The organism is Psychrobacter sp. ANT_WB68, from assembly GCF_008369115.1.
Classification (GTDB): domain Bacteria; phylum Pseudomonadota; class Gammaproteobacteria; order Pseudomonadales; family Moraxellaceae; genus Psychrobacter.
Genome location: NZ_VOAZ01000004.1, coordinates 78868 through 101853, shown reverse-complemented (window position 1 = coordinate 101853; position 22986 = coordinate 78868). Strand labels below are relative to the sequence as shown.

Genomic DNA, 22986 nt, shown 5'->3' with positions numbered 1-22986 from the left:
TAAGCGTGATTTATCGCGCTTTGAATATCCCATCTAGCTTAAGCTTCTACAACTTCCTCCTGTTATACCTGCCCTTTTCTTTGCCAGCATCTTTTATCAAATCATCACATGAAATAAAGTGATAGCCTCCCCAAGTGGTTAAAAAGTTGGTTATAATAAAGTTTTCGTTCATTCAACGTTAAAGGTTGATTTCACTAACTTGTATCAATAAATGTGCTATTTATCGTTATGATATAAGTGCTATTCATTGTCATTTTTATAAGTGTTTTTGAGCGCCTGTGTGCAAACCTACTTACCCCCTTGAGTAGATTTGGCACAGTTCTTGAAGCACTGTCCGTAAGCATGGCAATAGTACGCGGCAGCAAACTGCATCTATTAACCTGCGACATCGCCCATATAAGGATTTTTTTATGAAGCTAATCACTGCGATCTTAAAACCGTTTAAGCTCGATGATGTGCGTGAAGCGCTTTCTGACATCGGTGTGAAAGGTGTCACCGTCACTGAGGTCAAAGGTTTTGGTCGGCAAAAAGGTCATACCGAGCTCTATCGCGGCGCCGAGTACGTGGTGGACTTTTTACCCAAAGTAAAAGTCGAAGTGGCGGTGATGGATGAAATGGTTGAACCTGCTATCGAAGCCATTACTCGTATCGCAAGTACTGGCAAAATTGGCGACGGCAAAATATTTGTGACCAATCTTGAGCAAGTCATTCGTATTCGTACGGGTGAGACAGGTCCTGATGCTATTTAATACTTAAGCGCCAGACCACCTATGAACACTGATTGATAGGTCATCTCGATTTCTATATTGCATATATTCAAGGGGGAATTAACATGCAAAATCAAATATTTGAGCTCCAGTACGCGCTAGATACGTTTTACTTTTTAATGTGTGGGGCGCTAGTCATGTGGATGGCCGCCGGCTTTACCATGTTAGAAGCAGGACTGGTACGCTCAAAAAACACTGTCGAAATCCTCACCAAAAATATAGCCCTCTTCGCCACCGCCTGTAGCATGTATATGATATGCGGTTATGCAATTATGTATGATGGCAATCTGTTTTTGACTGGTATTGCCGGTACTGAAACCTTAGTAGCAGACGCGTTGGCAACCTCAGCTGAAAACGGCTTTGGCGGCGATGCCGTTTACTCCCGTGCATCTGACTTTTTCTTCCAAGTCGTTTTTGTTGCTACCTGTATGTCAATCGTTTCAGGTGCGGTGGCTGAACGCATGAAATTGTGGTCTTTTTTGCTCTTTGCCGTCGTCATGACAGGCTTTATTTACCCGTTAGAAGGCAGTTGGACGTGGGGCGGTAAAGAAGTCTTTGGTTTATATAGTTTGGGCGACTTGGGCTTCTCAGATTTTGCTGGCTCAGGTATTGTCCACATGGCTGGAGCCGCTGCCGCGCTATCAGGTGTCTTGCTCTTAGGAGCGCGCAAAGGTAAATATGGTCCTAATGGTGAGATACGCGCCATTCCGGGGGCCAACTTGCCACTGGCTGCGCTTGGCACACTAATCTTATGGATGGGCTGGTTTGGCTTTAATGGTGGCTCAGTGTTGAAGCTTGCCGATATCACTAGTGCCAATTCCGTCGCTATCGTGTTTTTGAATACCAATGCCGCCGCTGCGGGTGGCGCCATTGGCGCACTCATTATCGCTCGAATCATCTTTGGTAAGGCAGATTTGACCATGCTCTTAAATGGTGCGCTAGCAGGGCTCGTCGCTATCACCGCCGAACCTTTGACCCCTTCAGCGCTTCAGGCAACGCTATTTGGAATGGTAGCAGGCGTCATTGTAGTGATATCAATCCTAGTATTAGATAAAATCAAAATCGATGACCCAGTCGGTGCTATTTCGGTGCATGGCGTGACTGGCTTTTTCGGCCTACTGTTGGTCCCGCTGACCAATCCTGCCGCTACCTTGCTCGGTCAAATTGCCGGTGCCGCAACTATCTTTACTTGGGTGTTTATGAGTAGTCTGATCGCTTGGAGCATTATTAAACTGGTGATTGGTCTGCGTATCTCTGAAGAAGAAGAATACCAAGGGGCGGATATAGCCGAATGCGGTATGGAAGCCTATCCAGAATTTATAAGGTAAATGCTATCTACGATGGTTTTACTGTTGATAGATTGATCATCAATAAAACCAGTATCACTAAGTCTATGATTAATAAAAATCCATACCATTAAAAATCCCGCAAAACCTTTCGGTTATGCGGGATTCTTTATTCTTTATTAAGACTTATCCTAATGAAGAAGATGCAAGTCACTTAAACTTATTTCTTTTTCCACGTTTGGCTACGTGAGAATGGCCCTAAGTGACCTTTTAGATCCAAGGTGCTGCCGCTTAAGTTAGCGGTCAACTTATAAGTCTTGTTCTTTTCAGGGTCAGTGATCTTACCACCACTATATTTACCATTACCATCAGCTTTTAGTCCAGAAATGATCGTCATACCAACGTGCTTCTGACCTTTCTCTGACACAGTACTAATCAGCTTACCCGTTAACACACCATTTGACTCAGTGATTTTAACCACGCCTTTTGGCTTGCCTTCGTCATAGGTTTGCCAAGTAGTATTGGCTAATGGATCAGCGGCGAATGCCATGCTTGCGAAACTAATACCAACAACTGCTAATGTAGTTTTTGCAAATAATTTCATAAATTGACTCCCTTCATTCAATGATAATTAGAAACACTGTGTTTCTGATGTCCTACGCTTATCCTTTTATCAACAATCTTTTATTACCAGCAAGTCAACTCTATACTTAGTTTAAGTTAGTGACCAGCATTAGTCTTTAATTAATGCCTAGCTTTTCATAAAAAGTTTGATCGACATAAGCGATGTCTTGACTCATTATAAGCAATTTTTAGGTTTTGCCTAGTAATTTTTTATAGTTTATTATTTCTATAAAATCAAAAGCATATCAAACAGTTATAGGAACGGATTGTCTATGATTTTGCCCGATTGGTCATCTTTTTCTTTTGACTTGTCATTATTATTACTATATTGACTTCTATTTTCAAATGCCAGCATAATTTTACTGGTGAGCTCGTGTAGCTGCTGTGCTTGCTCATATCCCGCTTCATCAAAGACCAGATTAATGTCACCATAAATAATAATTTTATCTTCTTGATTTTCAATTATCAAATCACCAATCTGCATACTTTGATGATTATTTGCAAATGGGTCAATCATTTAGTCCTCCTTTGCCTTAATAGTGCATTACGTAATCTTTCAATGCTGTGGGGATTTAGTTATATTCAAACGACTTATGCCTGTAATTGTGCCATGAGCCAGTCAACGATTGCTAGGACAAATAGCATCCAAACTGGCTCTTCTTGTGAGGTTTCGGGCACATCTGCTACTTCGCCAGCCTTTAACGGCAAATCAAATGCTTGTGCTTTGGTCTGCGCGTCAAGTACGGGTAAAACGTCGATGCCAATTTTGGTGGTTAATTCATCAACACTAATCACATCTATACGCTCTGATTCATCATTGGGCGCATAATAAACCCCTGCTTGGTTACTCGCTGGTATATATACCGCCTTAAAAAAATGACTGGGTACGAGCACACGATCTGCCAGTTGTGTGGTCTTTTTACCAGTAAATGCCACCCCTGTAATCGTGTAAACCTCACCGTACTGCTGGGTTAAATAGCGCGTAGCAGATTCAATATTGCGCCAAATATAACGATTATTACGCGGTGACTGTGGAGCGATATTGGCAAGACTAAAGCTATCGTATTGTTGGCTGCGGTTGGCCATATTGCCATTGGGTGCTAAGTGTCCACGATCGTAACCAGAGCCTGAATAATCAGACAGTTTGGCGCGCATGGATTTTGGCAGGCGGCTTTCTTCATGAAAGCTGTCTTCACGGTCAATTGCTTTGGCTTGCTGCAGGCGCTTACGGTCTAAATGCTCTGCCGACCACAGTGGGGTACGCGATACACCAGAATACATGACGGCAAAACCGTCCATACAGAGTGCTTGGGTATTGTTACTGAGCTTAGGGTTGGTAAACTCAGGGTACACGCCACCATAAAAAGATTGGCTACATTTACTCAGATCATCAGCCTGTGCAGACGATAACCCTATTAAGACAGTGAACACTGTCATTATGATGTTATTTTTAACCCGTGCTTTATCTTTAAAAAAACTTATCATGCCACTTTCAACCATCTATGCCTGCCATTACGTATGCGCTATCCTAGCAGGCACTTACCAATAAAGAAAGATGCCGCGTAAGTGGTGACATTTTAAATGCTATCCGCTATACTTAGGCAGCCAAAAATCTTGGTCTTGCAAAAAACGGTGAAGTGGGTGAGTGGCTGAAACCGCACGCCTGGAAAGTGTGTATACGTTCATAGCGTATCGAGGGTTCGAATCCCTCCTTCACCGCCAATCTTATATAATACCTCTTTTCCCAATCTGTCCCATCTTATCCTAAACGACCCTTAAAACCTTTAATAGCAAGACTTCCAGTCTATGCTTATTATCTATTGCTGTCCCAATCATTCCCGTTCAATCCTATGTATCCCACGTATTGTGTTGGTCTATTCGTTGGTCTATTATTCATATACACCTCAATTAGACCAACATTCTATCTAGATTTATACGCCTTAGAACAACATAATCGTCTCTAGGCTTTAAACATATAGCTTGTAGGTACAAGGAATAGACCAGCATGTTAAGTGATGCCAAAATTCGTAAGCTTAAGCCAACTGATAAATGCACCCCTTCTCGTCCAGACAAATATAGTGATCAGCAAGGTTTGCAATTACTGGTACGTAGCTCAGGAACGCGAACATGGGTAAGCGCTTATCGCTTTGATGGTAAGCAGCAGAAAACTACTTTAGGTACATACCCAAAAATGGGTTTGGCAGAAGCAAGAATAGCTAACGCTGACATTAAAGCTTTAGTAGCTAATGGAATCAATCCAAAGAATAAGAAGCGTCAAGACAAGCTTACGAATGAGCAAGCCAAAATGTTCAATGATTATGCGCTTGAATGGCTAGAGGAGCGTGAGCGCAACGTAAAGCCTCGCACCTATCAGCAGGACTATAATCGCATGTACAAAGACGTTATACCTAGCTTTGAAGGCATTGCTTTAAAAGACGTATCGTTCGAAGACTGTAAATTAATGGCAGATGACATTGAAAGTAGGACTAATAATGAAGGCACATCACCACGAGAAGTAACCAGACGCACTATTGATCTCGTTGGAAACATTCTTAGAAGAGCTATGAGAGAGCGCCTAATCGAAGTAAATCATACAGATGGACTTAAAGAGCTATATCCAAAAGCGAAGACTAAGCACATGAAACACGTTGAGCTCAGTGAGTTACCTAAGCTCTTACAAGACATTGAAAGCTATCATGGTCATGATCAAACTCGATTGGGTATGAAATTTCTAGCGTATTCTTTTTGTCGTACTATCGAACTCAGAATGATGAAATGGAAGCATATCGACTTCCCTAACCGTCTATGGCGTGTCGATATCGATAATCTTAAGATTGCGCGTAAGCACGTTGTTCCTTTATCAGATCAAATGCTGGCAGTTTTGGAAGAAATGCAACCCATCACCGGACGATACGAATACGTGTTTTATCATACTGGTATGCACCAGCCTTATAGTGAAGAGTTTGTTAATAATGCTCTAGACATCCTTGGATATGGCGGTAAACAGACTGGGCATGGCTTTCGTCACATCGCCTCAACTAACTTAAACGAGCTTGGCTACATGGGCGATGCAATCGAAAAGCAGATGGCGCATGATAAAAAAAGCAGTATTCGCGCAGTTTATAACCACGCGCAGCACTTAGAAGAGCGCCGTAAGATCATGCAGGTTTGGGCTGATTTTTTAGATTTGCTTAGAGACAAAGGCGAAGTTGTAGACTTCCAGACAGCCCGTAAACAGATTGAAAAATCACTTACTGAAAAGGCTAAAACAACACTATCAGACATGGATAGCGATACCTTGATAAAGGCCTTGATAAAGAAAGGACTTAGTTCTGAAGATATACAACGGCTAGCTCGCACAGTCCAATGAATATCGTTATGTTGATCGTGTGCTACATAAGCAATGCCATATCTGTCTCTGCGCTATAACTGTAAATTATAAAATAGATTAGATCAATTATCCTTATCTAGCTCTTTGTGCTCTTTTGCTATCCATTCATTGATGAGCTTATTTGGTGATGTACCATAAAGCTCAGAGAGCGCACTTAGCTTAACGAAATTTCCTTTAGTTATATTTACCTGACACTCGCTTTTTTCTACGACTTTAACTTTGCGATGAACTCTACCGTTCCAAGCATTTTTCATACTATTCAAATAATAATCTCTTACGTTATTTACGTTTTTCTCTTCCCATTTACCACCTTTTTTTATTGAAGGATAGATATAGCATTCTTCACTCGATAAATCAGGTAAGCAATCAATGGATGCTAAAACTTGCGCATATTTTTCTTCGGAGTTAGCAGGAATAAAAGCCTCTGATACAATCATTTTATTACAATCTATTAGATAATCAAATAAAAAATCTATCTGACAGTCATTACTTTTATCTATCCATTTGACAGATTTACTTTTAATTCTTTGTTCTAAATATAGTTTCTTAAAAAGACAAATGACATCTAAAATAGATTCAATATTTTCTGTTCTATTAATTAGTATCGGGGAAAAACTAAAAATACCCATATTACTTCTATTAATACGGCTAACTCTAACTATCAATTGAATTAAATCTAAATAGCCCTTTTTATCCAGAGCTGGCATAGGGATGCCTGAATCTAGTATTTTCTTTCCCAAATATAATGCTGATCTTAAATCATTTAAAGCCCAATAAAAAAAACTTAAAGGAATAGTATGAGTAGCTTTTTTTTCAATTAACAAATCAACTCCAATGTCTTTACTAAACTTATTCCTGTTAATCTTCTTTAAAAGTAAATTATATAAATCGTCTTTCTCGTAAAAAATATAATTACCTTTATTGTTATATAAGTAATCCTCGATATATAACAGAACCCTAACGTCAGAAACTGTCATACAGTTTAAAACCTCACTACATCTTTCTAGATTTCTACCTCTTAAATATCCATCACTTAATGTGACTCTATTCTGTAATTTGCTCATCAGGCTCTACTTAGACAATAATAACTTACGAGAATATATAGTATTTCCATAGTTATTTAAACTAAAAAACAAATATTACATAGCATAATGACCAGTATTAAATAATATATATAAAATAAATCATAGTAAAAACGTACTATCTTTCTCTACTAATACCAATATAATTAAGCCATACAACCCATTTTTTAGATAATTATACATATGAGATCGCATAACTAGGTATGGATTTCTTATTTACAACGAAATGTATATTTTAGAGACCTATATGACTTAACTCTATTTTCGATATACTTTGTTTCTTTCCCTGTCCTACTCGTATCCACATGTTACAAATGAAAGAATACTTCCGAATGCTTCGTAATTCTCTTAGCAGGGTATATATATTATCTATTAATACACTACTTCAGTATTACAATTATCAGAATCAATAGTTGATCTAACATCCTAAAATAAAACGCGCCTCCTTCACAGTATGAAACTATACTTTACAGGAGAAATAAAATGCAGTATTACACTCTATCTTTCAATCAACTACTAACAGAAATTGATGTATTCATTGACCGTATACTAAACGATAATATGAATGCTGACGAAACAGCACTAGTATTAAATAATTTATATCCAGAAATGAAGTGTTATTATGATCACAGGCTAACTTACACGGAGACTGTGAAATGGTTTATCGATACTTGCGGGATATCCGATACTGAATATTCTTCTTCAGAGACAGAATGGGATTCTGAATCCGTTGACCGATTCATTTATAAAATAAAAAAATATTTACCTGAATACCTTCAAAGTAGAAAAAAATTTGTATTGGAAGAGAAAAGAATAACAAAATCTTTAAATACATATTTAAACGAACTAATTGATCACTATGCCCGGCTTTTATTTGTGAGAGTTGATTTACACTATCGTGTGGACTATCAAGACGGGGATGGCATTGATTCTTTTGATTACTATATGACAAGGTTTAAACAGCATATGAGTAATAAGAAAGGGTGCTTTAAAGGATTGGAAGGTTATGCGTGGTCGTTTGAACAAGGATACCAGGGAAGCTGTGGCTTACATTGTCATCTGCTTCTAGCATATAACGGAGAAAAGCACGAAGAAGGTGAGGCCTTTGGGGAAATGGTTGGAGAAAAATGGATGTCCTTCATTGACGGGCAAGGACATTACTTTAATTGTAACGATAAAAATTACGTCAATAGGTTCGAAAGATTAGAAATAAGAGGAGTTGGACGTATTCATCGTAAAAATGAAACTGAAGTCCAAAATGCTATTAAAACGCTAAGCTACTTAACTACTAAAAAAGACAAGTATGAACAAAGATTAAAAGCCAAATTGCCTGGCATGCGTACCTTTGGACATGGTACGTACCGCAATACAAAACGCCGAGGACTACCACCCATAACAAAATAATTTCAAATGTATATTACTGTAATGAGATAGTGCATTCGTAGTTATTACAACGCCTCATCCAACCAATAAAGGTCTGCCTAGTGCAGGCCTTTTTTATGCCCAGAATAATAGGAGCCCTTATGAAATCCATCTGTCCACATTGCCACTCATCTGCTGTCTACGAGCTGAGCAATGTTACTAGCAGCAATCTTATCGAAGAGATGTTATCCCCCACGGTGTTAGTCGGTCTTAGCGTCAGTCTGTGTAAATCACTTAAATTTCATCCAGTGATAGGCGTTATTGCAGGGACTGCTTTAGCAACCGTTGTCCAGCTCACTCAATCAAATAACACTTTATCAATGCTGGTCAATCAGCAGTATTGCTGTAGTAATTGTTCTCACATTTTTAATTAATTAACCAACTAACTCAATAATGAAAAGGAATATAATCATGGCACATTTAATCGAATCAATGGCATACGTTGGCGAAACCCCTTGGCATGGCTTGGGTAATGAGCTGTCACCAAAGCAGCCACTAGAAGTATGGGCTAAACAGGCAGGGCTTGATTGGCGTATTGAATCATCGGATGTCAGTTACATGGCAAATAACGATAAAGGGCATAATCTGATTCTGCCCTTTGCTGAGCAGAAGGTTTTATACCGCTCTGATAACTTTGAGCCGTTATCGGTCGTTAGTCAGCGCTATCAAGAAGTACAGCCGCGTGAGATCCTAGAATTCTATCGTGATCTTACGGAACAGTCTGACTTTGAGCTTGAGACTGCTGGGGTATTGAAGGGTGGTCGTAAGCTATGGGCATTAGCCCGTACAGGCCAGTCAGCAACGCTTAAGGGCAAAGATGTCAGTAATGGCTATCTGTTACTTGCAACGGCTTGCGACGGCACTCTAGCGACCACAGCACAATTCACATCGATCCGTGTGGTCTGCAATAACACTTTAGCAATTAGCTTAGCAGACGGTTCAGGAGGCGTGGTGAAAGTACCGCATTCCACCTCGTTTGATGCCGATAAAGTGAAGCAGCAATTGGGCGTATCGGTTAAGCAGTGGGATGAGCACTCTTATGAGATGAAGCAGCTATCAGAGCGCCGTGTGACCCAAGCTGAAGCGGCTAATTATCTCAGCCGAGTATTTAACGATCAGGATAATAACATCATCTTATTTAACAGTGCCAAGAAGGAGAAAGACGCGGTTCCCAATGCAAAAGCCATGAATAAGGTGATGCAGATGTTTAACGGTCAAGGTCGTGGAGCCGATCTTGATGCGGCTCGTGATACTGCTTACGGCTTGCTGTGTAGCATTACTGAGTACGTTGATCATGAACGCCGAGCAATGAATAACGACAACCGTCTTAACTCAGCATGGTTCGGTGCAGGGGCAAAGCTGAAGCAAAAGGGCTTAGAGGAGTCATTACTGATGCTTGCTTAACCAGCCACGTTTAAAGCCCAACAACAAAATTGACCATGCCCTTGAGCGTGGTTTTTTTATGCCATCTTTTTAATAAATAGTATTAACCAATAACAAATCTAACGAAGGAGTTCATCATGAACACAATCGCATTGAAGCATATCGCTCAGCTAAGACAAACCAAGCGTGCAACCGTTAAGGTGAAAGCGCCCATCACCACCGCTCAATCAACCACTGCAAAACGTCTGGTCAATACCAAAAATTTAAGTCATGAGGAATGGCTACAAGTTCGCAAGCAAGGCCTTGGTAGCTCTGACGCAGCAGCTGCCTGTGGTATCCATCCGTACTTGTCGATGCTGGAGCTGTGGATGATCAAGACCGGTCGTCTACATTCACACCTAGACGATAATATTGATGGCTATTCTCCCCTGTACTGGGGCAATACGTTAGAACCCATGGTCGCTAAATATTATCAACAGCACACAGGCAATAAAGTACGTAGAGTAAACGCTATCTTGCAGCATCCTGATCCTGACACCCACTTTATGCTGGCTAATTTAGATTACGCAATCACGGGTAATGATGAGGTGCAGATATTAGAGTGTAAAACCGCAGGGGAACATGGTGCCAAGCTGTGGAAGCATGGCGTGCCTTTGTATGTGACTTGCCAAGTGCAGCATCAGCTAGCCGTCACTGGTAAACAGGCTGCGCATATCTGCGTCTTAATCTGTGGACACGAAGCGAAGATATTTAAGGTTGAGCGAGATGAGCGCCTAATTGAATCCATCATAGAGCACGAGCGGCAGTTCTGGGAATACGTAGAAACCGATACACCGCCAACGCCTGATCATTCTGAATCCGCAGCTCGCGCCTTAAAGCTGCTTTATCCAATCCCTGAGCCGTCAAGCAAAGTTGATCTGAGTGAAGATGACGGAGCTAATAAGCTGTTTGAGCAACTGCTTAGCTACCGTGACTATATGCAAGAATTAGAGCAGCGTCATGATCAAGTAAAGCATCAGCTACAAACGTTAATTGCCGACAATGAGATTGCGGTATTCGAGAAAGGGGCTATTTCATGGAAGCGCTCGAAAGACAGTGTTGGCTTGGATAGCAAAGCGCTAACCAAAGCGCACCCTGAATTGCTTGAGCAGTTTAGTAAAATCCGTCAAGGCAGTCGTCGCTTTGTCATTCTTAACGACAGCTAAGCTAATATTCACTCAACCACCAACAAATCAATCTAGTCAATAAACTAAGCGCATAACGAGCCCACCTGTAATAGGTGGGCTTTTTTTATGGCTAAACACATTTTACTAAATACATAAGGAATATCGCCATGATTAAAGGTCTCACCATAACCCCGCCAGTTCTTGGTCGCATCAGCATCGGACGTGTCATCCAAAAAGATGGCAAGCGTTTACCTGCTAAGGACGACCAATTCACTATTACCAGCCAAGTGCAGAATAAAGACGGCTGGATCAATCATCCACTAGATGAAAAGCTACGTGCAAATAATGAAGGCAAACTCAGACAAATACCGGTACGCATGCTGTTTAATGATCCTGAACTTAATTTGCGAGCTGAGTACACGCTATTTGATAGACAAACCGGACGCCCACTATGCGTCGGCGACGGTGAGCAGTGTCAGCGTCGAACCAGTAAAGGCGTTGAAAGCCATCCTTGCCCGTCGCCTGATCGCTGTCCACTGGCACAAGGCGGTGCTTGTAAGCCTTATGGCAGACTGTACGCCAATCTGTCTGAAGACGATGAGCTTGGCACGTTTATCTTTCGTACCACAGGCTTTAATAGTATTCGCACACTAGCAGCACGCTTAAGCTACTTTGCTGCGATATCGGGCAATAAGTTGTCGTGTCTGCCACTACAGCTAACCCTACGTGGTAAAAGCACTACGCAAAGCTATCGCACACCAATTTACTTTGTGGATCTAACGCTACGTGATGGTGTAACACTAAAGCAAGCGGTACAGGATGCGCAAGCAATTGATAGCGAGCTGAGTGAACATGGCTTTGATCAGGCAGCGTTAGAGGTAGCAGCTAAACAAGGCTACGTGAACTCATGCTTTGAGATTGATGGCGATGATTTATCTGATGTTGTTGAGGAATTCTATACGGTGGACACAGAGAGTATCGGTAGTAATCAGCAGGCTCATGTGAAAAACAGGTTAGCTAATCATAATGTGACCAGTATTGAGCAAGGGCTAAAACAAAGTGTTACAGCAGTAAGCTAACGCATTCAAAGCAGATACAGAGCATAAAAAAGGAGCTGATCGATTCAGCTCTTTTTTTCATTGCTTCAAAGAGGCGAAGCGATAGGACTGTATGGGATAGAGTGAAAAAATATGGGACTCGATAAGTATATGAGAGGAAACGCTCTCATTCACTTACAAGGAGCAAATCATGGAAAACTTAAACGACAATATACAACACAACTTATCAGCTTCTAGTACATCACATATACCGCGCATGTTATCGCGCAAGCAGGTCATACATCACACTGGGCTTGGTAATTCGACGATTTACAGTATGCTAGATAAGAAATCTAACCGCTACGATTCAACATTCCCTTGTCAGGTAAATCTATCACGAGGGCGAGTAGCATGGGTTGAGAGTGAAATTGCAAAATGGTTAGAAGATAAGATGGAAGCTAGGTTCCAATAGATAGAGTAAATAAGCCACAAAATGTGGCTTATTTTTTTTGAAAAAAATAATGATATTTACCTAAGTATAAGGTATCTACTAAAAATAATTTAGTGTTCAAAAACTACAGTTTTGTATATAGTAACTCCGAGTATAAACAAATATAGGGTTTCTTAATATATTCTCAAATTTTATTTTTTGAATATTCAGAAAACAGGCTTATGAATAATTTAGTTCTAGCTGCAGCACTATCTATCTTTGCTCTATCAACTGATGCCGCCATCACTAAGATTAACAATTCACTTGCTAGTAATTTCAAAGTTGAAAATCTACTATTCTCTGAAAGTGCTAGCGATGCACAAGGTAAAAGCTTGCTATATATGGTGAGATAACTAAATGCGAACATGCTCAGTAAGCGCTTAAGTGTAGAAATACTAACTTAGATCAAGATAAGAATAGGATAGCGTACCATGCGAATCGATATATCCATGTGGTTAATTGGGGCCGCTTTGCTATCTGTAACTGCATGCACACCCGCTCAAGACGAAAGGCTTAAGTTCGTTTCTGGTTACATTACGGTGCATGAAGCGTTTTGGAGTGTTGATCATAAGACACCCTATCCTTTCACCACATCAGGCGAGATATCCTGTGTTTATTACCCTAACGGTGTTGAAGTGTATTTCGAGCCACTAGGCCATATCGAAGACTCATCTATTGGCACGCCTTTGAATAAAGCCGCTGCTGAAGCTCTAAAGCGTAATGATATGAAACCTAATGTGCCCTATAGCATCAAGAAGGGTGCAGATTTGAGTGAAGCTATAGAAGCTGGGTTGAAAGCGTGTGATGAGATGCAAGCTTAACGGAACAAAATAAAAAAAATTTAAGAAATATATTTTGTAATTAACTTTAAATAAGGATGCTGAATTTTGAATTTCGATGACATGAAAGAAACTCTAACTGACCTAATTAAACTATACCGAAAAAGAGGATCGTCCCTTAGAAGTCAGGTCAACCCTCTTATTAATAAGTCCGGACTTATCACCCAAGCTTCTTGGAATAATACATTTACTCATCTTGAGCAGTATGAAGAAAGTGAGATTACTAGAGAACAGTTTTCTGCGACTATAGAAGCGTTTAGAAAAGATTTATTTAACAAAATTTTATATGATAATAAATTTATCAGCATAATTAATAAACCTTCAAACTATGCTGAAATAAAACAATGTCTAGAGGCATTTACTTCTGAACCTTTCGATGACATCAATGCAAGTAAATTAATAGAAGATGAAGATGAAGATTGCTGTTACAAATCAATATCAGGATCTACTACTACATATATTTTTAAAAAGATCAGAAAATATAGCGTAAAAGAAGATTTAAAAGTGAGTGCGCTAAAGCTTGAATATCAAAATGATGGCTACGACAAGTTGTTTGCCTATGTTGATATTTCTCTGCCTTGCTTTGATAGCATCATAATGGATGATGAGAGGAAAATTATAATTCTAGCCGCAGACTTATCAAGTATTTTTCAAGTCGATAATTTACGTGGAGCCGTAGCTAGTTTAAAAACTATAATTAGAAAAGGTAGCTCTGAGGAAGTTAAGATTTCAGATAAAAATACGAATTTTTTTCCAGCAATTCAGAAGTTCTATGAAGAAGTTATTGGTAATGTTAAAGAGTTAGCCTTTAAGACCGATGACGGTGTTGCACATTATGAAAATGCTAAAAGAGGTATCTCTTGCATCAAAGATGGGGATTTTCATATTGGAGGGACAGATGTAGCAGATATTGAAGCTTATAAGATTAGAAAAACATATAGTACATCTGATGTTAATCAAGAAAATTCAGTTTATTTAGTAAGCTCTTGGTATGTTTTAAACGGGAATTTGGGAGAAAGAAAGCTGGGTGAGGCTACAATTTCAGCCTCATCTTACAAAGAGTTTTTTGTTATAGTTGATAAGTTACTTGACTGGTCGATACTAAATGACGAAATATAGAGACAACCTAAAAGCAGAATACTTTAGCGTCCTTAATGAGGTCCGCTACTTCCATGATTCTGATGCTCAGGCAGAATTAGTAATGTTGCTATGTAAAAATATTATAGACTCAATACTGAGCGTTAGGTCACCTGAAAAGCTATTAAACATAAATATTCATCGCATGTCAAAATTTGCTAAATCCAGCAATGAAGATACTCTAAAGCTAGCTACCTATTTTTTATCTTTACCTCCTCTTAGCATTATTGATTGGGTATATGAGGCTAACAATATATTTTCTAATTCAGGGCACTGCGATGAAGAAGTTCTCGAATTGGAACAAACTTATATTACTTATGCCGTAAATAAACAAGAATATGTAAATCCATTTAACGGAGAGTTTATTAGTAAAGAGCAGTTCGAAGATATGATAAACGTAGTCTTTCGAGTAAGTAATGAATTTGTTCTTAGATACAATAAAGTGAGGGGCTAATTTCGATGAAATTCAGCGTTGCCTCACCCCTAGAATTAAGTCTGATCAATCGTAAAAATGCTATAGAAGACAATGATTATGATGCATTTGTAAACCAACTAGAAATTGATATATCTCTTCAAATTAGCGAAATTCAAGGCTATTCTTCACTGTATTTTAACAAGAAAGAAGATGAAATAACGATTTTTTTAGTTTCTAATCTCAAGAGTATGGGCTATTACGGTAGCTTTCATGATACCTACCACAACGGTCATGTAGATTTATTCATACAGGATAACCGATTTAAATGGTTAGGTGAATGCAAATTACATGCTGGAAATAATTATTCCGAGAAAGGTTTTAAGCAGTTAACCACTCGGTACAGTGATGGACACGAATTTGGTAACAAAGGTGGAATATTAATTTATAATCAGCTGAAAACTAAAAAAACGTTAGAGTGTATGCAGGAGTGGCATAATCATCTTAATAGTGACCCAGCTATACAGCAGCTTGATTTAAAGTGTTTGGATATTGACCCAGAAAATGGTAGACAGTATTTCGATAGCACTCATACCCACGAGAAGTCGGGAATGCCCTATAAGATTAGACATTTCTTTATAAACTTATCTCATAATCCACAAGACAAGCAGTCTAAAGTCTAAACTACCTACTCTAGAAATAAAAAACCCGCCATTAAGCGGGTTTTTTATTGCCTACTCTTTACCCAATCCGCCACAAACAATAGCTAACCATATAGTCCATAAAATCGCATAGGGTTTTCAATAAATAGCTATAGAATTCGCAGACTAATAATAAGGAACAACAAATGTCTCCATTCAAACGCCATCTATTAATTGCGGTTGGCATAGTGATTGCCTTAACCATTGCCGCTATAACCATAATTATTATTAATGTTGGCGAAATCTCTGACCCGTATTTAAATGAGAGACTTATCGATAAAAATAGCTTTGAAGGTGAATGGCCGTTTACAGTAGAGGAAGGTGTTATCAGGTGCGATATCGTTGGACAAGATAAAGCACTATCGTTCAATGCCTTGGACGGGTCAACTTACGCCCTTAATGATGCTGCAGAAGCGTATTCCAGTAAGGATACTTTAGGCTGGCAACCTACCGCTACTTCAAGCATTAAAAGCACTGATAGCAATATAGACGACGTTATTAAATCAGGGTTAACCCTGTGCATTGAGTAACATTTCAAACAATAAAAAACCCACTAATTTAGTGGGTTCTTGGCGCTCATGCATACAATTGCAGTCTAGCTGCAAACCTTCTTCGACTGACTGATCTTGCCATTATTACAAACAAACTTACCATTCTGGCAATGCGATACACCGCCCATACTTTTAGAACAAGGATAGTTCTGAGCATTCACCTGCATAACTGGTGCCATCATAATCATAGATACAACAAACGCTGACCAAAGCTTCATAGGCTACTACCTTAATAATCGAATAATATAAATTCGACCATAGCACTCTCTATTTCCTTTATCAATGCACACTTATGAGCGCTATATCAGTTCACCTATTTAAATACAACTTAGCCATACTATCGAATCTGATTCGAACCTATTTTTAATTGAGCATTACTTGTGCCGATAGCTACCGAAATTATTCACTGTGATTATTTCTTAATGTAGAACAGCTAGTAAGGAGTGAAACCATCAACGCACTCTTTCGATGCTCTGATTAAGTAAATTTTAAGTATAAGAGTAACTTTATTAACGGAACATTTTTACTGAATTTTTATTGTTATAAGCTTAAAAAACTAAGACACTTTGCCATGGAAGCCATTAACAACAAGGCTTCAGGTCTCTCTGGAGACAGCCTTAAAACCAAGTCGTTAACATCTATACATAAAAACTAGCTTCGATTTAAGCACTCATCCTATAAACACTGTCATTACCACCACGGTAGCTGGCAAAGATATGCTGATATACGTCTATTGCTTTTGTATCAACATCTTCATCACTATATGACTCTTGGGGTAGCCACAACAGATTGTCATGAATAACGATCTTAACTTGGGCTGTTACTTCACGACTTTCTCGCCAACGCTCTATACTTAACTTTTCTGCTTTTAATTTATCTAACGTGTCCTTAGCGACTTCTTTAACTTTTTTGACATCTTCATTATTAAGCTCTTTTCCTTTAGTTAACAAATCGAAAATTGCCAACACTTCTTGATCGCCTAGATTTTCTCTTACAGCTCTCTGCTCTTCAACAGATAGATCTTTAACAAAATCGTTCAGATCATTGAAAGCCTTCACTGTATTCTCTAAAGACTTACCAGCATTGTAAGCATCAATGATCTCTTTATAACGCTCATAGAACTCCACCCTTAAAGGATTCTCTTTTAACATTTGCTCCAACTTATTTTCAATAACCTGTTGAAGCGTATATGTCATAGTATTTTTTTGATCAGACTTTGCGAAAGCAGCTTTCAGCTTGTCAAAATCCAAGTTACTTAAATCAATATAAACACCATCTGTATTATCACTCTGTTTTACGCTAATGCTATCGCTCACTAAACTTTGTAGCTTCTTCATCACTTCAGTGATATCTGCTGATTTGGCTTTTTTATTGAGCTGCTTATAAATAGCCTCGATAGCGTTATGATCTTTAGTATGAGATTTGGCTTGTGGCTCAGGAAAGAGAGCTTTGTATTTTCTGAAAACGTTTTGCGCCATAACCTCAAAAGTTGCGCGGCTTTTCTCATTTAAACACACACAGTTTTCTGCTTCTTGTAATTTGCTAATTCTAAGCATTGGACTGGCATTCTTGAGAGATTCAAGATCAAAGCCCAACGATCCAAGATGCTTGATGGTTTCTTCAATAGCAATTTTCAGCTCTACCTCTAACTCAGATAATTCAGGGATTGGCTTTTCAGGACCTGTTCCTTTACCACCTCCACCAGTACCACCTTCACCATATACAGAATATGCTTTTTCTAACTGCTCATAGACATTACCGTAATCAACAATTAAGCCATTCTCTTTCTCATCGTCATAGACACGGTTCGCCCTTGCAATGGTCTGCATTAGGGTATGACCTTTAATAGGCTTATCTAGATATACGGTAGATACACACTGTGCATCAAAGCCTGTGATCCACATCGCGCAAACAATCGCTAAACGAAATGGATTATCAGGATCTTTAAATTCCTTTTCTAGGTCTCGCTCAACCATCTTCTTACGGTGGGTAGCGATATCTAATCCAAGCTTTTTAAACTTATCAACTTCATTCTGCTCGCCACTAACCACCACACATACTTCAGTTTCAGCGACTTTATTGTATTTCCTTCCTAGCTCCTGAGCTTCTTGTACATCTTCTGCATTATCAATACGCTTTTGTAGATCAATTAGGTATTCACCCCAATAGCGCTTAATAAGATCATACATACGTACAGCAGTAGGCTTATCGAGAGCGACAAGCATCGCCTTACCCTGATAACCACGTTCATTGAAGTGCCATACTAAGTCTTTAGCAATGGTCTCTAATCGGGATTGTGCAGTGAGTATCGGATAGTTTCTACTAAACTTATGAATAAGCTTCTGTCTTTGATCTTCGGTTAGATTCTCATCCTCTAAAACTTCAGCCATCTCTTCATCAAGTTTTGGGTTATCAATGTTAAGCAGCTCTCCCTTATTAAGATAACGAAGAGGCAAAGTCGCCCCATCTTCAACGGCACGTTTAAAATCATAAACAGAAACGTATTCACCAAATATATCTTTGGTCAGTTCTTCTTCATCTTTGATAATCGGCGTACCTGTAAATCCCAAATACGACGCATTAGGTAAACCATAAAACCGCATATTGCGTGCATAAGTACCACCTTGTGTACGATGGGCTTCATCCGATATCACAATGACGTTTTTACGATTAGTTATTAATGGATATTCGCTCTCTTTATTTGGGTCAATAGAGAACTTATGAATCAGGGTAAATATGTACCTATGGTTTTCCGATAGTAGCTCTCGCAAGTGCTCGCGCCCTGTCATCCCAGACTTTTTACCTGCAATTAAGTCTTTTTTATTAACAACACCAACGCCCGAAAAAGTGTCATAAATCTGACTTTCTAACTCACTTCTATCAACTACCAATAAGAAGGTATAAGACCCTCCCATCTTCCGATGGATTTTCTCGCATAAGAAAACCATTGAGTAAGACTTACCACTGCCTTGAGTGTGCCAAAACACACCAAGCTTGCCCTGCAAATCTTCAATATTATCGACTTGGTCGATGACTTTATTAACACCTATATATTGGTGGTTTTTTGCCATCAGCTTAACGACTTCACCATAGGAGGTATCGAATAATAGAAAGTTCTCAAAAATATCCATTAAGCGTCTTGGATCACAAGTACCACGTATCATGGTATCTAAGCTAACTACCCCTTCTGCATCTTCCTCGATACGCTTCCAATCAAGGAAATACTTATAAGGGCTGGTTACCGTTCCTACCTTGGAATCTGTACCATTACTAAGAATAACGAAAGCGTTGCAATGAAAAATAGCAGGGATGGTATCTTTATAGTCAGTGAAGTTATCATCATAAGCGTGGCGTAGATCTTGATGATGAGCTTTTAACTCAAAGAACACTAACGGAATGCCATTAACAAAACCCACTATGTCAGGACGACGGTTATATAGATCTCCAACTACTTCTAATTGACTTACCGCCAAAAAGCTATTATTGCTATAGTCTTGATAGTCAAAGATTTTTAGATCGCGCTCTTCAAGTTCATTATCACTATTAGTAAACTTAACAGGGACACCGTCTTTTAGCAGCTTATACTTGTCTTGATTGATCCTACCAAGCGTTTTATCTGCCGTTTTTTGAGTAATCATATCGATAGCTTGCTGATAAGCGGTGTCAGGTAAATTAGGATTTAACTTAACCAAAGCATGACGTAACGCACGAGTGAGAACCACCTCCGACTTATCTTCTCTGCCAAGCAATCCGTCCTTACCAAAGGTTTCATTATGCCAAGCAGTGATGACTTCCCAGCCTAGCTCGGTTAATGCTCCTTTGGTCGCTTCCTCAACCATGCCATCTTCTGAATATTCGTAGCTCATTATTACCCCTATAAATTATAATTTTTCTATATTTTTATACTTCGATAACGCCCATCATCAAACGTGGTAAGAGGATATCTCGAGCTTCTTTTAACTTATTATTCTGTTCTATATATATTTGAACTGACCTAAATATAGGTGCACACAATTCTTCAAACTGTGTTCTGATTTTTTTTGGAGCAAAGTTCACAATATATTTTTCAAAGCAATCTGTATTAACTCGTTGTCTACCATCTGAACCAACCATACTTTTTATAGCGTTTTCACGAAACCCTTCTTCTCTTGAAGCACAGTAAATGAAATACTTCCCACAACTTTTTGTTTCTCTTAAAACTATATATTCTGTCGAACCTGTAGCAACCGAGTCATCATTTTGCATAAACTGCACAAACCCTGTTTTGCCATTTTCTAGACAAGGAGTGATTCTTGCAAAAAGAGTATCTCCATTTTTAAATTTTGTCCCACCAGATACAGCTCTTTCTTCTATAGGATCTATAGACATAGAAGATGTCGAAATAGAACTCATCGGGATAAAAGGAGCAATTGCACCTTTTTTTATAGATGTTTTAGGGTTTATATCTACTACATCTGCAAACGTTTTATATACCCACCCTTCAGGCAATCCTGTCTCTTCATCGACCAAAGTATCTTCATAGTCAGGAAATTTCATACGTATAAACCATTCTTCATAGGTAAGCTGTGCTTGCTCTTCTAATAGCTCGATACGTTTTTTATTATGTTCTATTAAATCATCGTAGGCGGATAAAATATTAGCAATTTTTTGTTGAGTTTCTTTAGAAATAGGGATTTTCACTTGCATCTCTTTTAGGTCAGAAGCGCTAAGCTCTATTTGGTTAGTAGCCCCTTTACCTAAAGAAGTTATTAAAGGTTCATAATATCTAATTAGATATCCTAAGAAATATTTATCTACTAAATCATTTCCTCTGACAATCGTGACATGAGTATCAACTGTAGTTTCTTGATTTATATTTTTTACTATAGCTGTTCTACCTAGAGTTCCTGTCCCCGTTGAATTAATTAGAACATCGCCAGGCCGTATAAATTTCTCATTTGATATTTTCTTAGACTTGGAAGTCATGCGAGCTTCCTGGAGTGAAAGAGACTCCTCACGAATACATTTCTGGTTAATAATTGGATAACCATCAATTTCTACGTATTTAGGCGAAACACCTCTTTTAATAAGCTCGGTAATAGCAGCTAAAGGAACTTTATTCCAACCATTTCTCATAGCTCCACTCCCAGAATTTTTTCCATCAATTTTGATGCTTCTTTATTTAATTCAGAAAGCTCTGATCGAATCTCAGTCATACGTTCCGCATGATCGAAATCCATATCAATATCAATATCGACCCCTACATAGCGTCCTGGAGTTAGACTATAACCTCGTGATTTAATATCATCTAAATTCACAATCTTACATAAACCTTGGACATCCGTATATTTACCATCAGAAAAGTGCTCAGTAAACCACTCATTATTTTTACTAACACCTAGACTATCACCACGGAACGCATTTATTAGAGCCGTTAAACCTTCTAATTGTTCATCACTAAAATCTTGAATCGTACCACTGACTTTACGATAAGTATTACGCGCATCGATCATCAAGACCTTGTCTTTATTTTCAGCTTTTTTATCTTTATTAAAGAACCATACATGACACGGTAATGATCGCGTATAAAAGAAGTTATTAGCGATAGAGACAATACACTCGACATCGCCTGTCTCTATCAACTGCTGACGTATAAGCTTTTCTGCATTACTTGCGTCAGTCGCCGATGATGCCATAACAAAGCCTGCACGACCAGTAGCGTTAAGATAACTGTGGAAGTACTGAATCCACAAGTAGTTGCCATTACCAATTGTGCCTTTTCCTGTTAACGGCGCGCCAAATGGCAATCGAGCATCTTCTGTGAGAAACTTATTCTTCCCATCGATACCACTCACGTTAAAAGGTGGGTTTGCCATAACAAAATCACACTTACCAGTGAGATTATGCGGGTTGGTATAGAAGCTATTACTCTCTATTATTGAGCCTTCAATACCATGCACAGCAAGGTTCATCTTAGCAAGCTTAGTATTATTATTCTTAAGCTCTGTACCATAGACCGTGATAGCCTCGTTAACACTCTTGTTTGGCGTGTGATCTTGAATGAAGTGAGCCGTCTGTACAAACATACCGCCGGAGCCACATGCTGGATCATGGATAATGCCATGATCAGGCTGAATAAAATTAACGATTAGATTAACCAGTGATGGCGGCGTGAAGAACTCGCCCCCTTCCTGAGCACCAGCACCCTGCATTGAGAACTTCATCAGGAAGAACTCATAAATGCGACCAAAGATATCACCCTTGGCTTTTTTCACCGTATCTTTGTTAAATACGCGCACAAGATCGCGTAGTAGCTTGCTATCAAAGACTTGGTAGTTTTTAGGAAGAATACCTACTAATGATGGATACTCTTCCTCAATAAGTTTCATCGCGTTATTAATTGCCTCAGCGATGTTTTCACTTTCAGGTAGTGCAGCTAAATAATCATATTTGGCTTTTTCAGGTAGTAGAATCGATCCTGCAGCTACGAAGTCGTCTTTGGTCACCTCGCGCTTTTGACCAGTACGAGGATTGATTGCTAAAGACTCTTGAATTTTAACCTTGGCATCTTCATGGCGATTTTGTACAAATCGTAAAAACACTAAGCCTAATAAAGGATCTTTGTATTCAGCAGCGGTAAGGGTTGAGTTAGCACGCAAGTTATCAGCCGCGTTCCATAGATCACTTTCGAGTTGTTTGATTGAAATATCCATAAACTA

23 protein-coding genes and 1 tRNA gene are annotated in these 22986 nt (G+C 39.1%); 16 read left to right on the top strand and 8 right to left on the bottom strand.

From position 1 onward, the window contains the following. Positions 1–410 precede the first annotated feature (410 nt). Together FQ084_RS11585 and FQ084_RS11580 are read left to right on the top strand one after the other, a co-directional pair. A complete protein-coding gene (locus tag FQ084_RS11585; RefSeq protein WP_011514651.1) occupies positions 411–749 on the top strand; it encodes a P-II family nitrogen regulator in 339 nt (112 codons plus the stop codon). Between the two features lie 83 nt (positions 750–832). Further along, positions 833–2095, top strand: a complete 1263-nt coding sequence (locus tag FQ084_RS11580) for an ammonium transporter (RefSeq protein WP_149490796.1) — start codon at positions 833–835, stop codon at positions 2093–2095. 178 nt (positions 2096–2273) lie between these two features. Here FQ084_RS11580 and FQ084_RS11575 read toward each other — a convergent pair whose 3' ends face one another. The 3 genes from FQ084_RS11575 to FQ084_RS11565 form a co-directional block, all read right to left on the bottom strand. Continuing rightward, a complete protein-coding gene (locus FQ084_RS11575) occupies positions 2274–2657 on the bottom strand; it encodes a DUF2147 domain-containing protein (protein ID WP_149490795.1) in 384 nt (127 codons plus the stop codon). Between the two features lie 273 nt (positions 2658–2930). Next, positions 2931–3194 (bottom strand): hypothetical protein, encoded by a 264-nt coding sequence (locus FQ084_RS11570; protein WP_149490794.1) that lies wholly within the window; start codon positions 3192–3194, stop codon positions 2931–2933. Positions 3195–3268: 74 nt separating this feature from the next. Further along, a complete protein-coding gene (locus tag FQ084_RS11565; RefSeq protein ID WP_262880761.1) occupies positions 3269–4162 on the bottom strand; it encodes a DNA/RNA non-specific endonuclease in 894 nt (297 codons plus the stop codon). A gap of 146 nt (positions 4163–4308) precedes the next feature. Between FQ084_RS11565 and FQ084_RS11560 the strand changes: the two genes are divergently transcribed. Both FQ084_RS11560 and FQ084_RS11555 read left to right on the top strand, forming a co-directional pair. Beyond that, positions 4309–4399, top strand: a tRNA-Ser gene (locus tag FQ084_RS11560). Positions 4400–4682: 283 nt separating this feature from the next. Further along, on the top strand, positions 4683–6047 hold the full coding sequence (locus tag FQ084_RS11555) for a tyrosine-type recombinase/integrase (RefSeq protein ID WP_149490792.1): 1365 nt from the start codon (positions 4683–4685) through the stop codon (positions 6045–6047). An 83-nt stretch (positions 6048–6130) separates the two neighbouring features. Here the strand turns inward: FQ084_RS11555 and FQ084_RS11550 are convergent, their stop codons facing one another. After that, positions 6131–7132: a hypothetical protein gene (locus tag FQ084_RS11550; protein ID WP_149490791.1), complete on the bottom strand. Its 1002-nt coding sequence runs from the start codon at positions 7130–7132 to the stop codon at positions 6131–6133. A gap of 501 nt (positions 7133–7633) precedes the next feature. Between FQ084_RS11550 and FQ084_RS11545 the strand changes: the two genes are divergently transcribed. From FQ084_RS11545 to FQ084_RS11495, 12 genes are all read left to right on the top strand, one after another. Further along, on the top strand, positions 7634–8554 hold the full coding sequence (locus FQ084_RS11545) for an inovirus-type Gp2 protein (protein ID WP_149490790.1): 921 nt from the start codon (positions 7634–7636) through the stop codon (positions 8552–8554). 119 nt (positions 8555–8673) lie between these two features. Next, positions 8674–8946, top strand: a complete 273-nt coding sequence (locus FQ084_RS11540; protein WP_149490789.1) for a hypothetical protein — start codon at positions 8674–8676, stop codon at positions 8944–8946. Positions 8947–8983: 37 nt separating this feature from the next. Further along, positions 8984–9976, top strand: coding sequence for a DUF932 domain-containing protein (locus FQ084_RS11535; RefSeq protein ID WP_149490788.1), 993 nt, complete (start codon positions 8984–8986; stop codon positions 9974–9976). Between the two features lie 116 nt (positions 9977–10092). Then, positions 10093–11160, top strand: a complete 1068-nt coding sequence (locus tag FQ084_RS11530) for a YqaJ viral recombinase family protein (protein WP_149490787.1) — start codon at positions 10093–10095, stop codon at positions 11158–11160. A 128-nt stretch (positions 11161–11288) separates the two neighbouring features. Continuing rightward, positions 11289–12200, top strand: coding sequence for a hydrolase or metal-binding protein (locus FQ084_RS11525; protein ID WP_149490786.1), 912 nt, complete (start codon positions 11289–11291; stop codon positions 12198–12200). A 169-nt stretch (positions 12201–12369) separates the two neighbouring features. Beyond that, complete coding sequence (locus tag FQ084_RS11520) at positions 12370–12630, top strand: helix-turn-helix transcriptional regulator (RefSeq protein WP_149490785.1); 261 nt, start codon at positions 12370–12372, stop codon at positions 12628–12630. 200 nt (positions 12631–12830) lie between these two features. Next, a complete protein-coding gene (locus tag FQ084_RS13290; protein ID WP_188032961.1) occupies positions 12831–13001 on the top strand; it encodes a hypothetical protein in 171 nt (56 codons plus the stop codon). 78 nt (positions 13002–13079) lie between these two features. After that, entirely contained in the window at positions 13080–13469 is a 390-nt protein-coding gene (locus FQ084_RS11515; protein ID WP_262880760.1) for a hypothetical protein, read from the top strand. Between the two features lie 66 nt (positions 13470–13535). Next, on the top strand, positions 13536–14606 hold the full coding sequence (locus FQ084_RS11510; RefSeq protein ID WP_149490784.1) for a hypothetical protein: 1071 nt from the start codon (positions 13536–13538) through the stop codon (positions 14604–14606). Then, the gene (locus FQ084_RS11505) at positions 14593–15078 is read left to right on the top strand and encodes a hypothetical protein (RefSeq protein WP_149490783.1); all 486 of its coding nucleotides are present in this window, start codon (positions 14593–14595) and stop codon (positions 15076–15078) included. The genes FQ084_RS11510 and FQ084_RS11505 overlap by 14 nt, the downstream gene beginning before the upstream one ends. 5 nt (positions 15079–15083) lie before the next feature. Further along, positions 15084–15719: a hypothetical protein gene (locus FQ084_RS11500; protein WP_149490782.1), complete on the top strand. Its 636-nt coding sequence runs from the start codon at positions 15084–15086 to the stop codon at positions 15717–15719. Between the two features lie 164 nt (positions 15720–15883). Beyond that, a complete protein-coding gene (locus FQ084_RS11495) occupies positions 15884–16267 on the top strand; it encodes a DUF2511 domain-containing protein (RefSeq protein ID WP_149490781.1) in 384 nt (127 codons plus the stop codon). Positions 16268–16332: 65 nt separating this feature from the next. Here the strand turns inward: FQ084_RS11495 and FQ084_RS13285 are convergent, their stop codons facing one another. The 4 genes from FQ084_RS13285 to FQ084_RS11480 all read right to left on the bottom strand — a co-directional run bounded on the left by FQ084_RS13285 (position 16333) and on the right by FQ084_RS11480 (position 22980). After that, on the bottom strand, positions 16333–16506 hold the full coding sequence (locus FQ084_RS13285; RefSeq protein ID WP_188032960.1) for a hypothetical protein: 174 nt from the start codon (positions 16504–16506) through the stop codon (positions 16333–16335). Between the two features lie 444 nt (positions 16507–16950). Next, positions 16951–20154, bottom strand: a complete 3204-nt coding sequence (locus FQ084_RS11490; protein WP_149490780.1) for a type I restriction endonuclease subunit R — start codon at positions 20152–20154, stop codon at positions 16951–16953. A 34-nt stretch (positions 20155–20188) separates the two neighbouring features. After that, positions 20189–21403: a restriction endonuclease subunit S gene (locus FQ084_RS11485; protein ID WP_149490779.1), complete on the bottom strand. Its 1215-nt coding sequence runs from the start codon at positions 21401–21403 to the stop codon at positions 20189–20191. After that, positions 21400–22980 carry a class I SAM-dependent DNA methyltransferase gene (locus tag FQ084_RS11480; RefSeq protein WP_149490778.1) on the bottom strand — a complete coding sequence of 527 codons (1581 nt, stop codon included), beginning with the start codon at positions 22978–22980 and terminating at the stop codon, positions 21400–21402. Before FQ084_RS11480 ends, FQ084_RS11485 begins: the two co-directional genes overlap by 4 nt. Positions 22981–22986 lie beyond the last annotated feature (6 nt).